Annotated in this window: 15 protein-coding genes; 2 read left to right on the forward strand and 13 right to left on the reverse strand. The window is 31.7% G+C overall.

The genetic code is table 11. The annotated features are described in order from the left end of the window. Positions 1–4 precede the first annotated feature (4 nt). Positions 5–1,939: a hypothetical protein gene (locus tag HVS_RS11230; protein ID WP_101302400.1), complete on the forward strand. Its 1,935-nt coding sequence runs from the start codon at positions 5–7 to the stop codon at positions 1,937–1,939. 131 nt (positions 1,940–2,070) lie between these two features. Here the strand turns inward: HVS_RS11230 and prfB are convergent. Both prfB and HVS_RS11240 read right to left on the reverse strand, forming a co-directional pair. Then, positions 2,071–3,178 (reverse strand): peptide chain release factor 2 gene (prfB, locus tag HVS_RS11235; protein ID WP_101302402.1). Its coding sequence is split into 2 segments (ribosomal slippage): positions 2,071–3,102 and positions 3,104–3,178, totalling 1,107 coding nucleotides; the frame shifts between segments, so codons are not numbered across the junction. A gap of 159 nt (positions 3,179–3,337) precedes the next feature. Beyond that, the gene (locus tag HVS_RS11240; RefSeq protein ID WP_101302405.1) at positions 3,338–4,018 is read right to left on the reverse strand and encodes a helix-turn-helix domain-containing protein; all 681 of its coding nucleotides are present in this window, start codon (positions 4,016–4,018) and stop codon (positions 3,338–3,340) included. 300 nt (positions 4,019–4,318) lie between these two features. Between HVS_RS11240 and HVS_RS11245 the strand changes: the two genes are divergently transcribed. Further along, positions 4,319–4,468: an aspartyl-phosphate phosphatase Spo0E family protein gene (locus HVS_RS11245; RefSeq protein WP_101302407.1), complete on the forward strand. Its 150-nt coding sequence runs from the start codon at positions 4,319–4,321 to the stop codon at positions 4,466–4,468. Between the two features lie 178 nt (positions 4,469–4,646). Here HVS_RS11245 and HVS_RS11250 read toward each other — a convergent pair whose 3' ends face one another. The 11 genes from HVS_RS11250 to HVS_RS11300 form a co-directional block, all read right to left on the reverse strand. Beyond that, positions 4,647–5,816, reverse strand: coding sequence for a pyridoxal phosphate-dependent aminotransferase (locus HVS_RS11250; protein WP_101302409.1), 1,170 nt, complete (start codon positions 5,814–5,816; stop codon positions 4,647–4,649). Next, entirely contained in the window at positions 5,813–6,292 is a 480-nt protein-coding gene (locus HVS_RS11255) for an Lrp/AsnC family transcriptional regulator (protein WP_101302411.1), read from the reverse strand. The genes HVS_RS11250 and HVS_RS11255 overlap by 4 nt, the downstream gene beginning before the upstream one ends. A 228-nt stretch (positions 6,293–6,520) precedes the next feature. Continuing rightward, complete coding sequence (locus tag HVS_RS11260) at positions 6,521–7,093, reverse strand: hypothetical protein (protein ID WP_101302414.1); 573 nt, start codon at positions 7,091–7,093, stop codon at positions 6,521–6,523. 244 nt (positions 7,094–7,337) lie between these two features. Then, positions 7,338–7,667 carry a thioredoxin gene (trxA, locus tag HVS_RS11265; protein WP_101302416.1) on the reverse strand — a complete coding sequence of 110 codons (330 nt, stop codon included), beginning with the start codon at positions 7,665–7,667 and terminating at the stop codon, positions 7,338–7,340. A 171-nt stretch (positions 7,668–7,838) separates the two neighbouring features. Beyond that, the gene (locus HVS_RS11270; protein ID WP_101302419.1) at positions 7,839–8,213 is read right to left on the reverse strand and encodes a GerW family sporulation protein; all 375 of its coding nucleotides are present in this window, start codon (positions 8,211–8,213) and stop codon (positions 7,839–7,841) included. Further along, the gene (locus tag HVS_RS11275) at positions 8,197–8,835 is read right to left on the reverse strand and encodes a DUF2953 domain-containing protein (protein ID WP_101302421.1); all 639 of its coding nucleotides are present in this window, start codon (positions 8,833–8,835) and stop codon (positions 8,197–8,199) included. Before HVS_RS11275 ends, HVS_RS11270 begins: the two co-directional genes overlap by 17 nt. Before the next feature lie 2 nt (positions 8,836–8,837). Continuing rightward, positions 8,838–9,275 carry a zf-HC2 domain-containing protein gene (locus HVS_RS11280; RefSeq protein WP_101302423.1) on the reverse strand — a complete coding sequence of 146 codons (438 nt, stop codon included), beginning with the start codon at positions 9,273–9,275 and terminating at the stop codon, positions 8,838–8,840. 3 nt (positions 9,276–9,278) lie between these two features. Next, positions 9,279–9,860 (reverse strand): RNA polymerase sigma factor, encoded by a 582-nt coding sequence (locus HVS_RS11285; RefSeq protein ID WP_101302425.1) that lies wholly within the window; start codon positions 9,858–9,860, stop codon positions 9,279–9,281. Between the two features lie 217 nt (positions 9,861–10,077). After that, positions 10,078–11,577, reverse strand: a complete 1,500-nt coding sequence (gene thrC, locus HVS_RS11290; protein ID WP_101302427.1) for a threonine synthase — start codon at positions 11,575–11,577, stop codon at positions 10,078–10,080. Positions 11,578–11,770: 193 nt separating this feature from the next. Continuing rightward, positions 11,771–12,904: a tetratricopeptide repeat protein gene (locus tag HVS_RS11295; RefSeq protein WP_101302429.1), complete on the reverse strand. Its 1,134-nt coding sequence runs from the start codon at positions 12,902–12,904 to the stop codon at positions 11,771–11,773. 40 nt (positions 12,905–12,944) lie between these two features. Next, the gene (locus HVS_RS11300; protein WP_101302431.1) at positions 12,945–14,219 is read right to left on the reverse strand and encodes a bifunctional folylpolyglutamate synthase/dihydrofolate synthase; all 1,275 of its coding nucleotides are present in this window, start codon (positions 14,217–14,219) and stop codon (positions 12,945–12,947) included. Positions 14,220–14,230: the final 11 nt, after the last annotated feature.

A 14,230-nucleotide genomic window follows, 5' to 3' on the forward strand; every position in this document is an offset into this window, starting at 1 on the left:
TGTTATGAAAAAGATACATATGTTTTTTTGGATACTCTTAATGTTTTGGTGCCTGTTTTTTAATTTTACATATGCAAGTAAATCAAATTTATACTATAATAGTAATGTTTTTTCATTCTCTGTTTCAGAGGATGCCGGCTTTTTCTTGTACGGCAAAGAGTATACCGGAAGTGACAATTCAATAACTCTGGTGGATAAAAAAGGGGAGTTTACTTTATTAATAACTTCGGATATAATTAATAACCAGGCTTTAAATAATATGCGTCAGATTACAGGGGATAATACATCTTCCAACAAAGAAATTTTCTATAAAATATTTGAATATAAAATAAGCCACTTCAAAGCATTGGTTGAACACAGTAAAAATAATTTCTATTTTGACAGCCAGGTAAATCCTTCATCTGAAACTTACATAAAAATATTTGAAGAACACAATCAAATACTTTTTGGGGAAAACTCCAATATAATTCTTTTTAACACCATAGAAGAAGACAAACAATCCTTTACTGAAAAAACAAACATAAATATAACAATTCCCTCATCTCTAAACATGACCATATATTCCATTAATATTACAGGAAAAAAAGGTTTTCTTACCGGGGAGAATATAAATAGAATAAGTCTTTTAATTCAGGGACTTTCCATCCCAAATTCTACAAATACCAATGATACATTGGATGTGTTTAAAGACAAAGAGGCAGTAAAAAGGGCAAACCAAGGTATTTACCCTAATTTTGATAAAACAAATGTGGAGTTTGTTGAATACAAAAACCAAAAGCATAATTACAAAATTTATCATCCTTCCACATCCATCCCATACCTTCAAAATAATATTATTAGCAATTTAGATTATGTAAGCTTTAAAATAAACCATAATACCCACTACTCAATTACTGCTGAAACTCTAAACCCTAATCATGCATATCCAGCTGATGTATATGTAATTTACAAAAAAGGTGAGTTAAAGTATTTATATAATGATAAATTAACGGTATTGGACTCCGGAAAAATTAATATCTCCGGTGAATACTATGATTTTTTGAAATATAAAATAGAAATGGATAATGATGCATTGTATGTGACAGATGTTTATATTATTCAAAATTTAAAACTCTTTACAGTTTCTTTAAATAGCTATTATAAAGAAGCATCTGAGGCTATACTTAATATATTTAGAAAAATTGTTTCATCCTTTGAAATTACCAATTCCGATAAAATAGATGTTTATAACGAAAATGTTACATTTAATGTATTTACTAATAATTTAAATGAGTATTCTTTCCTCTACCCTGCCCACTGGACTATCACCAATAAATCAAAAACTATGGACTCTGCCGCATTTTATGTAAGCAGTCGTGAATACTCCACAACCCTTGATATTTTTACAGGGGAATTTGCACCTTTTCCAACTCACTCACAGGAAAGCTTATTTAAACTTATCATAGAGGATGCTTCCTTAGATAAATATTTAAAAGGCTACAATATCCCCTATAAAGGAAGACCTTATAAAACATTAACCACCACCTTTAAAAAAGAAGGGGATGCTATCTTTGTCAATAAATTAATAAATTACCTTGACAAAAGGGACAGGTACAGGCTGGCTTGTTCATCTTATATAATATACAGTAATAAAGTGTATTCACTTTTTATATCCATCAATGATTTTTTAGCACCAGGGACAGATTATACTGACAACAGGCTTATGTATATATTAGACACAATTGTACAATCCTTTGACATTAAAAGAAATGAAGTGTTTTTAGAAGACAGCAGAGTAGCTTTTACCAAAGATACTCTGCGGAAGGTTTTATGTGCAAATGCATTAATTAGCCAAGCCTCTTTTCTAAATCTAAAAAATGACATTTTAACCCATCCTGCTGTTTTATTGTTTGCAGAATACCCGGAAATATTTTCCCAAATAAAATATTTTCTCAAATAAAAAAGGTTAATTTTGGTTCTAAATAAATGTGGTTACAAATAAAAGTAAAAGTTTTAATAGAACCCTTTAAATTCTACTAAAACTTTTACTAAATACTTTTTGTTGAATTTGCTATAGAATTTATTGTAAAATTATTTCCCGGCAATACTGGTAAGATATGAATTTATCATTCCATCAAGATTCCCATCCATTACAGAATCAACATTTGACTCTTCATAATTGGTCCGGTGGTCTTTAACCATTGTATACGGACAAAATACATATGACCTTATCTGACTGCCCCAGGCTATTTCCATCTGAACCCCTTTAAGGTCCTCAATTTTTTCCTTTTGTTCCCTCTCTTTAAGAGCCATAAGTTTTGATTTTAACATTTTCATAGCGGTGTCTTTGTTTTGATGCTGGGAACGCTCATTCTGGCAGGTAACCACAATACCTGTAGGCAAGTGAGTTATCCTTACAGCTGATTCTGTCTTATTAACATGCTGACCTCCTGCACCGCTTGAACGGTAGGTATCTATCCTGATATCCTCAGGATTAATATCTACTTCTATTTCATCGCTTAATTCCGGTATAACATCTAAGGATGCAAAGGAGGTATGCCGTCTTCCCCCTGCATCAAAAGGTGAAATTCTGACAAGGCGGTGTACACCTCTTTCTGCTTTTAAATACCCATAAGCATTTTCACCTTCAACTTGTATTGTAACACTTTTTATACCTGCTTCATCACCATCAAGGCAATCGAGAACAGTTACCTTAAAGCCCTTTCTTTCAGCCCATCTGGTATACATTCTAAGAAGCATCTGAGCCCAATCCTGAGCCTCTGTGCCTCCTGCTCCGGCATGCAAAGTCAGTATCGCATTGTTTTTATCATAAGGACCTGTCAGAAGGGTGTGTATTTTAAGATCTTCATACTCTTTTTTAAATTCTTTAAAATCATTTTCTATTTCACTAATAACACCTTCATCCTCTTCTTCAATAGCCAGTTGGCATAAAGTATACAAATCATCCCATTTAGAAATGATTTCATTATATTTTTCCAATTGACTTTTTAATGTCTTTAATTTTTGCAAAATATCCTGGGATTTCTGAGGGTCATTCCAAAAATCAGGTTCTGTGGTTTTTTGTTCAAGTTCTTCTATTTCATTGCTTTTTCCTTCAATGTCAAAGAGAAACCCTCATTTCTTCTAATTTGTCTTTGTAATTTTGAAGCTCATGCTTAATTTCTTCAATTTGAAGCATTATAAATCAACTCCCTCTAAATAATGTTAAAATACAGTTTTAATTCTACTATATTAATAGGTAAATGTCTATGATTAGTCTTGAAAGTAATGAACTTCTTCATAATCATTTATATCATTTCAATCTGTATCTTTTATCTATGAATCTGTTTCGTTTATCTTATTTACTATTAATTCTTTTGGAGTTGTTTATACTGTCTATAAGTGGTTTTAATGCCTCCGGAGTTAATCCTGATTCTTCAATTTGTTTAGCAAGCATTATGTAAGGAAGGCTGCTTTCTTTAGTCAACCACATTATTAGTTCTTTATCCTTAACATGTTCAAGTGCAAATCCCGTCTCTTTAGTTACCTCTGCCAGTTTCTCCTGACTCATTTCTAAAGCATAAAGCTGTTTTTCCTTTTCATAGCTTTCAGGAGTATTGTGCTCATAAAAGAAAGTATCCCTGACCTGAGCATATTTAGCCAAAATCTTAATTGTACCTATAAAAGGCATCCTCTCTCCTTTTGCATACAATTCGAGCATTTCAGGAAATATTAATGTTCCTAATTTTCGACTTATATCTTGGGACAACTCCTCATATGTACGGTCACCTTTTATTAAATCGATATTTTTCCCAACAGTTACAGCATTTTTATCCTTGCTGCCTGAGCGCCCTAATAAATAGTCAGCAGAGACACCAAAGAAATCAGCTAATTTGTGGAGTGTCTCGTAGTCCGGTTCCCTTTTAGCTAATTCATATGATGCAATTGCCTGACGGGTAATTCCTAAGTGTTCTGCTACATCTTTTTGTGAAAGTCCTTTTTCTTCCCTTAATCGTTTTATCATCGTTGAGAAAGACATTAAAATACCACCTTATTACTACAATTTGACACCATTTTTTAATATTTTTATATCAAGCAACAGATTGTTTGCATTTTTTCCGAATTATTATTGACAGCAACAGATTGTTGCTGTAAAATAAAGTATGGATATAAGAACTGCCTGACAAAATCTATTTTATCATATTTTTTTACTAATAAACAAGTTTTATTTAAGTATTAAAATATTACGCTAATAAAATATTAATCTGTAATAGTTACTAAAACAAATCAATTACCTATTGATTTGTTTATATAAAAACTTATAATTGGAGGCGGTGTTTTGGAGAGTATTGAATCCCTCAGGGAAAAATTGCACTCTGTTCTTGACTCAGGGGATAATATTAAAATTTTAACTACAAGTCAGGAACTTGACAAATTAATTGCCAACTATATGTTACAACAATTGAAGCCAGATGCATGCGCTTCATAAAATTAAAGCACTTATAAACTATTTTTACCCATGTTTTTTAGCAATTTTTAGCACTAAATAGTTGATTGAGCGCAAATTATATATTTGCGTTCTTAATAAAAATCATCCTGCACAAATTTATATATAATTTAACTTCCTATTCGTACTACAAAAAATGTAGTACGAATCTTTTTTTACCTTATTTTTTGTTTCTTTTAACAAATCTCTTTATCCTGTTTACAGCTTCAACAATATCATCCATGGATCTTGAATAACAAACCCGGACAAATCCTTCCCCACATTCACCAAAAGCATCTCCTGGAACAACAGCTACCTTTTCCTCTATAAGAAGTTTTTCACAAAATTCAGTAGAAGTCATTCCCGTTGACTTAATGCTTGGAAAGAGATAAAAAGCCCCTAGTGCTTCAAAACACTCAAGTCTAGCTTCCCTAAATCCCTTTAAAAGCACTTTTCTTCTCCTGTTATATTCCCTTACCATCCTCTCCACATCTGCATCAGCATTTCTAAGGGCTTCTATAGCTGCATACTGTGCTGTAGTTGGTGAACACATTATGGCAAACTGATGCACCTTGTACATTGCTTCTATCAATTCCGGATGCCCGCATACATATCCAAGTCTCCATCCAGTCATGGCAAAAGCCTTGGAAAAACCATTTATCAGAATTGTCTTATCTTTCATCTCCGGAAAGTTTGCTATTGAAACATGCTTTCCGTTATAAGTCAATTCTGAATAAATTTCATCTGAAATAACAATTATATTTTTATCCTTAAGTACCTCTACTATACCTTCTAAATCCTTTCTGGTCATAATTGCGCCGGTAGGATTGTTGGGAAAAGGAAGAATTAATGCCTTTGTCCTCTCTGTAATTGCACTTTCTAAAAGCTCCGGGGTTAACCTGAACTCGTCTTCATGTCTTAAGTTAACAATTACAGGAGTTGCGCCTGTAAAAACCGTACAGGGTTTATAGGATACAAAACTCGGCTGAGGTATGATAACTTCGTCCCCTTTTGTTACAAGAGTCCTTAATGCTATATCTATACCCTCGCTTCCCCCTACAGTAACAATAACCTGGTTTTTGGGGTTGTATTCTAAAGAATATTTTCTTTTTAAATAATTACAAATTTCTTTTCTTAATTCAATAAAACCTGCATTGGGGGAATAGTGAGTATAGCCTTTTTCCAGAGAATGAATACCAGCCTCTCTTACAGTCCAAGGTGTTATAAAATCCGGCTCCCCTATACTTAAAGAAATTGCATCTTTCATTTCGTTAACTAAGTCAAAAAATCTCCTGATTCCCGATGGTGGTATGTTTTTAACTGAAGGTGTAATCATGTCTGATATATTCATAGTACTATTGCCTCCCTGTCATCTTGCGGACCTTTTTCAAAAATAGTTCCTTTATCTTTGTATTTTTTCAAAACAAAGTGAGTAGATGTACTTAAAACTGAGTCAAGAGGTGCAAGCTTCTCTGCAACAAACAGTGCAACTTCCTTCATGGATTTCCCTTCAACAATGACCGTTAAATCAAATCCTCCTGACATAAGGTAGCAGTCCTTTACCTCAGGATATTTATATATTCTTTCTGCAATTTTGTCAAATCCTTCTCCCATCTGAGGTGTTACCTTAACCTCTATTAATGCGGTAACAACTTCCTTGCTTGTCTTTTCCCAATTAATCAATGTATTATATTTTAATATTACATTATCTTTTTCAAATTTTTTAATTGCATCTTTAACCTCTTCTAAATTTTTACCTGTCATTGCAGCTATCTCTTCCGGAGTTGCTTTACTATTGTTTTCTAATATTTCTAAAATTTCCTCCACAAATATCACTCCTTTTATAAAATAATTAAATTATAAATAATTTATTATATTAAAATTATTATATAATTTATTAATTAAAACTGATTAAATAAAACTAACTTTAATACAATTTAATTGTTTAAATAACAAAAAATCCCTTACTCATGAAAGCAAAGGAAGGAAGATACTAAATATTTTATACTTAAACCATAAAAACTACAAAATAAATATATGCACTTAAATAAAAAATCATTCTTCAGTTTCTGTAGATGCTTCAGTTTTTGCTGCATACTCTTCCATAATTTCTTCAATTATCTCTTCGGATAAATCGTCTTTTTGGCTGTCAATTTTATTTAAGTTTGGAAAGTCACTTCCATTCGCTTTTTTCTCAGCAAACTCTACCACTTTGTCCAAATCTGATTCGTATTTCCTCAATGTGTTGCTAATTTCCTTCTTTAATAATTTTATTTCCTCCTTCATGTCAACTAATCTTTCTCTTTCCTGCTCTGTCATTTGTGAAAGTCTTCTTCTTTCCTCATCAGCTTGTCTTCTTGCCTCTTGTAAAATCAGCTCTGCTTTTTCCTGTGCTTTAATTAAAACATCTGCAATTTTAGCCCTGTCTTCATTAAAATGTTCTGCCTTTCTTGCCATATCTTCATATTTTATCCTCAGTTCCCTGCACTGATTTTTTAGTTCTGTTATTTCATTCTCTTTTTCCTTTAATTTATCATCAAATTCCCTGAGAATTTTTTCAATATAAGAGTTTACATCTGATTGTTTAAAACCAAAAAGTGCTGTACCAAACCTCTTTTCCCCAGCCATCTTGCAGTTCCTCCTATACTTTATTTTTTTAAACCAGGCTCTTTTGCAAATATTATGTTCTAAAAAGGCTGAATATTTATTATATTCAACTTTATAATTCAAAATCCTTCTTTTCCGCTAAAAAACTTTTATTAAATCACCTCTTAACTGTAATATGTAGAAAATATAGGTAAGGCAGAGGCATTCCTTTTCCGCTTTACCTATATTAGTAATAATATATTGATATATGTATAATTTGTAGATTTTACATATGCTTATCAATTAGCTGGGACAGGTCTGATTTGGACCTTGCGCCAAGTAGTTTTTCTACCGCCTCACCATTTTTAAATATTATTATTGTAGGAATACTCATAATTTTATATTTAGCAGCCAGTTCCCCCTCATCATCTACATTTAGTTTTGCTATTTTTGCTTTACCATCATATTCCTCCGCTAATTCATCTATTATAGGACCTATAGCCCTGCATGGCCCGCACCAGGGAGCCCAAAAATCCACCAGTACAACATCACTTGAATTGATCACTTCTTCATCAAAATTTTCTCTTGTAAGAGTAATTACTTTTCCATTTTTCATAATTATTCCTCCTAAATTCTTTTAATCACTTCACCCTTTATAGTATTATTTTTACCCCAAATTAAATAAAAGAAACAAATTCATTATACACCCATTATATTTATTTTTAAATAATTTTAAACAAAAAAAGCAGGTTATAAACTGAACCCTGCTTTTTTATTTAATTATACTCTAAAACTTTTCTTCTTTTTCTTTTTTTCCTTTATCCAACTTTACCAAAATATCCGGTACCATTTCCACAAGCTTTTCTATACCTGAATTCTTTTTAATAGGTATTAGCTGTACATCCTCTTTTCTAATTACCAAAACAGCTGCCGGAGTAATTTTAGCACCCAGCCCGACACCGCTTCCGGTCCCGTCATTTCCTTTCTCATCTTTCCCACCTCCACCACCTGTTCCCAATCCAAAACTAGTTGATATAAATGGGATTAATTTGGTATCTCCTATCTCTATAGGTTCTCCCACCACTGTCTTTGATGTAAGAAATTTTTCTAGCTTTTCTAATATTGTACTGATATTTTCATTTAAGTCAAATTTTGGTATCATAATTCGCTACCTCCTTAAATTTCATTTTTTTGTGTTTTATTTTATCAGGTGCCAGGAAATAAAGCCTTAGAACCATATATACTACATAGAACAATATTACCCGCCCCTGGATTAAGAAGCTTCCTTCAAAAATTTCATCTTCAAACACGGTATCAATATTTATTTTTGCATTTTTAAACTTTGGATAAAAAATATTTCTAAAAGCGCATATAAGACCTGTATAATAAGGATCATCAAAGCCTATTTTCCCTGATATTTCTAATTTACTAGGCTTTATATGAAGTATTACCTTCCCAATGGTTTTTAGCGAAGATTTTAAAAACCTTTTATTTAAATAATTATAGCTTTTATCCTTCTTAGGGCGTCTCTTCTTCTTTCTTTTCTTCTTATAAGAAATATTCACCGGAAAACCTAAAAGAGTGATTTTTGCTATATTCTTTTTTTCAAAATCATTATAGTAATAAAGCTTTACAAAACCTAATAATAAAGACACTTTCCCCTTTATAAAAGCACTTTCATATTTTTCACCTGTAAAAGAATATTTTACAGGAACTATAAGAAGTAATAATAAAATAACTAGAAGTATTAAAAGAATATATCCTAAAACAGTCAATGCCCACATTGTTATATCCTCTCTTGAATTAATTTTAACCCATACCTCAAGCCAAACTTAACTCCTTTTTTAGAAGCTGACTTAATACAAATATTAGCTTTCTCAAATCCTTTTTTAACAAGTTTTTTGCCGGGCAGAAAGTTGGTAAAATTTGTCGAAAGGCTTACCATTTCTTTTTGATTTTTAATAAACTCTCTTATTTTAAAGCCTTCAAAAGAATCTTTAAAGATTTCATCCAATATATCTTTTCTTACATATTCTACATCTTTAGGAATATCCTCTGTTTCTTTTAAGTTTTCCATTTCAAAAAACAAAAGCTTTAGATGCGTTAACTCAAGTCTGCACTTTTTACATTTTTTAAGGTGTTCTTCAAAAAACACTTTCTCCAATGGAGCTATAGTTTTTTCTAAATATTCTTGTATGATATATGAATCAACTTTACATTCCAATTTTCATACCTCCCATGCACCTTTCTTTAAAAGGCCTTCTTTTAGCAGTTTCCTCCCTCTAAATACATATGTCTTTACAGTGCCCTCAGGACAATTCATGATTTTGGCAATTTTTTCGTAACTTAAGCCTTCTATATGCTTTAAAATTATAGCCATTCTTACTTCTTCAGGCAGCTTTCTTATTAAATTTTCTAAAAGTTTTTTAGTATCTGTATAAATTGCCATATCTTCTGTATTAATGTCATCTGAAATGACATTTTCAAAAGTATTCTTTTCATCATCCATACTTACATTAATTGAAACATCACCATATCTTTTATTGTTGTCCCTTTTATAATTAATACAAGTATTTACAGTAATTCTTTTCACCCATGGAGATAATGATTTTTTGGCATCAAAGGACTCAAAGGATTTATAAATCTTCAAAAAAACCTCCTGCATAATATCTAAAGCATCCTCTTTTGAGTATGTAAAACTTTTACATATTTTATATATGTAGTTTTCAAATCTTTTAAAGAGAAGTTCAAACCCCTCTCTCCTGTTCTCTTTACAGAGTTTTATAATTTTTTTCTCAGATGCCTCCAAAGGTGTAACCGCCCTTCACCACTTTAATTACTTTATAGCGTCTGATTATATATACACAAAGAATTTAAAAAAGTTTTAACTTTTTAAAAAATTTTTTAATATAATTAAAACCGTAATTAAAAATATTTATAAAAAATAAGGGAAGAAAATTCTTCCCTCATTTTTGTTGTTTTATAAAAAACAATTATATTTTTAAACATTTTTTAAGCATTTACATTTATATTTTAAGAATCTTTTCCACTTCAGCCATCATGGCAGATTTACTGCAGAAATTATTGTGAAGGGTTGTTTTTTTATCTAAATCCCTAAGCCCTTTAGGAATTTTTAAAGAACATTCATCAGACAAAACTTTAAGTAGCTCAAATTCACTTTTTCCTCTTATTTTGTCTTCGCCTAAAATTGCCTTTGCTACACTCTCATTAAATTTAAAAGGGCTTGCTGTAGATGCAATGACGGTTTTGGTAATATCCCCTGTCGAAATCACATATTTGTCGTATACATCTATTGCAACGGCAGTATGGGGATCAACAACATATTTGTATTCATCATATATACATTCAATGGTCTTTAAAGTTTCCTCTTCATTTGAGTAGCCTGCCCAAAATAATTCGGTTATCTTTCTGCCGGTTGCAATATCTATACTGTAAACACCTTCATCTGCAAGCTCTTTCATCCATTTGTTTAAAACATCAGAATCATGTCCTGTCAATTCATACAATAGCCTTTCTAAATTGCTGGAAATCAATATATCCATTGAAGGAGATATTGTTTTTACAAATTTTCTGTTTTTATTATATACACGCGTATTTATAAATTCTGTAAGAACATTGTTTTCATTTGATGCACATATGAGTTTGTTCACAGGAAGCCCCATTTCCTTTGCATAATATGCAGCAAGTATGTTTCCAAAATTTCCGGTGGGCACTACAAAATTAACTTTGTCCCCTGTTTTTATTTCTCCTTCTTTCACAAGATCTGCATAAGAAGAAAAATAGTATACAATCTGAGGCACCAGTCTTCCCCAGTTTATTGAATTTGCTGAAGAAAACTTATAATTACTTTTCTCCATTTTTTCTATAAGGGATTTATTTGTAAAAATAGCTTTTACACCACTTTGTGCATCATCAAAATTACCTTCAACACCAACTACAAATACATTACCACCTTCCTGGGTAACCATCTGCATTTTTTGTACTTCACTTACGCCATCCTGAGGATAAAATACAATTATTTTTGTTCCGCCAACATCCTTAAACCCTTCTAAAGCAGCTTTACCTGTATCTCCGGATGTAGCAACTAAAATCACTATCTCACTGTCATCATTGGTCTTTCTGACTGCCTTTATTAAAAACCATGGCAAAATTTGAAGTGCCATATCTTTAAATGCACATGTAGGACCGTGCCACAGCTCTAAAATGCTCACATTTTCATTGAGTTTTATCACCGGGGCTATCTCAGGATTTTCAAATTTATCACTTGAATACGCATTATTAACGCATTCAACAATCTCGTCATAAGAGTAATCCGTTAAGTACTCTTTTAATATATAAACAGCCCTCTCTCTATAATCCAATTCAACTAAACTATTAATCTGGTCTAAAGAAAACTTTACCAACCTTTCAGGTACAAATAATCCCCCGTCTGGCGCAATCCCCATTTTTATCGCCTCTGCAGACGATATTGAATTTAGTCCCCCTCTTGTACTCTTATAGTACATTTTTTTTCCTCCTAAACTCTTATTAGAATAGTATCTCTTCTCTTTTTAAGTGCATAAAGATTCTAAATGCATAAAAAAATCACATGCATAGTAACAATTATTTTTAATCAACATTTTATCTTATGCACACAATGCTATATTTAGAATGCCTAATCTAATAATATAATAAATCCGGCTAAAAATAAAGACAATTCTAAAAAGTATTCTCTATTTCCCTTATCCTGTCTTGTGAAAGATTTGCCCCATGACTTCCAGGATATTTTTCAACAGCCTTTTTATAATATTCTAATGCTTTTTGAGTATCATTTAGATTTTCATAGCAGACGCCCATGTAAAAGAAAGTGTAGTGAAGGTGTTCCCAGTCATCCACATATAATTCTACTTTGTGAAACTTTTCTAAAGCATCTTTGTATATTTTAGCCTCTAGAAAATCCCGTCCCTCTTTAAATGCAATCCATGCTGCCTTGTCAACAACTTCTTGGTACAGTTTATTAAATTTTTCACTGTCCTTTTCATTAAATTCAAAATTTTTTATAAGGACAAGATTATCAGCAGCTTCCACATATTTCTCCTCTTTTAAAAAATTCTCTGCCTCAATCAGCCTGTAGGCATTTAAATAGTATTCACTTTCTTTTTTCAGTTGTTCAAACTGGCTGCTTAAAACAGAGTATTCTTCACTTAACTTATGGTATTTTTCTTCGTATATTTCATCTTCACTGATTGTTTGAGGTGGCACATTTTCATCTTTTTCAACCCCGCCGCCGCTTTCCCTCTCAGGATAAATGACCAGGGTTATTACAAGGGTTAAAATAGCTCCAATTAAAAATCCTGCTCCGGTTTTAACAAAATCATTTATTTTTAAATTTTCGAAATCAAGTGATTTATCTTTAGAAATGTATTTTTTCTCTTTAATTTTGCTATCTTGCCTCTTACTTTTCTTTTTTACTCTGCTGCCTTTAGTGTCGTCTTTGTTTTTAAATGGAATTTCATAATCCGGGTCAATTTCTTTTAAATACTCAATGGCCTTTATACAGCTTTTTTCTTTGTTTATTACTTTTTTAAATGCACCAGCGGCATTTTCTAAATCTCCTGCATAAATATAAACAAGTCCTAAAAGGTTTATTGCTTCATGAAATTCAGGGTTTAATGAAATGGCTTTTTTAAGCTGTATTATTGCAATATCTTCACTTTTAGCTTTAAAATCCTCCAAAGCCTTATTATAAAGAACAATGGAATTTTTGATATTATCAGGCATGTCTTTGTTGGTTTCCAACAGTTTATCCAAATCCAACGGAGGATAGTTTAAAAGTTCTTTATTAATATCCACGACGCCACCTCCTCTAGCTTAACGACCAGCCTTTAAAACCTTATGTTTTAAACATTCTTCTCATGGTTCCAACAAAACTTAAGGAACCAAAGGCGCAGACAACATCGTCTGCTGATGCATCATTGATACCCGTCCTAACTGCCCTTTCTATTGTATCACTAATTACTACATTATTACAATAGCGCTTTGCTATTTTTGCTAATTCTTCCGCATCAAGCCCTCTTTTACTCTCTAAGTTTATAATTATAAATTTAGAAGCTATATAAGAACATTCTTTTATCATTGAAACATAATCTTTATCTTTAAAAATCCCTGTAATAAATATAATTTTTTTATGAGGAAAATATGTTTCTAAATTTTCCTTCAAAACCTTAGCCCCACTTAGATTATGGGCTCCGTCTATAATAAATAAAGGGTTTTTTTTCAAAACTTCCAGTCTTCCAGGCCATTTAGCCAGAAAAAGCCCTCTTTTTATAGCATTTTCACTTATACTGTAGCCTTTTTTTATAAGTGCATCTATGGTATCTATGACCAATGCAGCATTATTTATCTGATGTTTGCCTAATAAATTTATTTTAATGGACTTTCTCTTTCCAAAGTCAAATTCCTGACCCTCTATAGAAGATTTTTTAACATTTATTTTACTAAAATCAGTTTTTATTAAAAAGGCATTATTTTTTTTGCAAACTTCTTCAATAACTTTTTCCACTTCTTCTTTTTGGGGATATAATACCACTAAAGAGTCTTTTTTTATAATACCTGCTTTTTCGTAAGCAATTTCAGTCAAAGTGTTTCCTAATTGTCCAGTATGGTCATAGTCAATATTAGATATTACCGATACTAAAGGACTTTCTATGACGTTGGTGGAATCAAGGCGGCCTCCAAGGCCAACTTCTAAAAGAACAATATCACAATTTATATTATAAAAATACCAAAATCCAGTGGCAGTAAGTATTTCAAACTCTGTAAGAAAATAACCATCTTTACCCATTAACCGGGCTTTTTCTTTTACATACTGAAGGCTTTTTACAAAATCCTCCTTTGAAATTTTTTTGCCATTTACCAAAATAGAGTCCTCTATACTTTCAATGTAGGGAGAAATAAATCCCCCCACATTGTATCCTGCTTCATTTAATATGCTGCTTATCATGGCTATAACGGAACCTTTCCCATTTGTACCTGCAACATGTATGCATTTTAGTTTTTCTTGAGGATTCCCCATTAAATCCAGTAAAGTTTTTATCCTATCAAGTCCAAGATTAATGCCCAGCAGCGCCCTTTCATTCACATAATTAACAGCTTCCTGGTAATCCATATAAAACCCAC

The sequence above is a fragment of the Acetivibrio saccincola genome (genome assembly GCF_002844395.1).
GTDB lineage: Bacteria > Bacillota > Clostridia > Acetivibrionales > Acetivibrionaceae > Herbivorax > Herbivorax saccincola.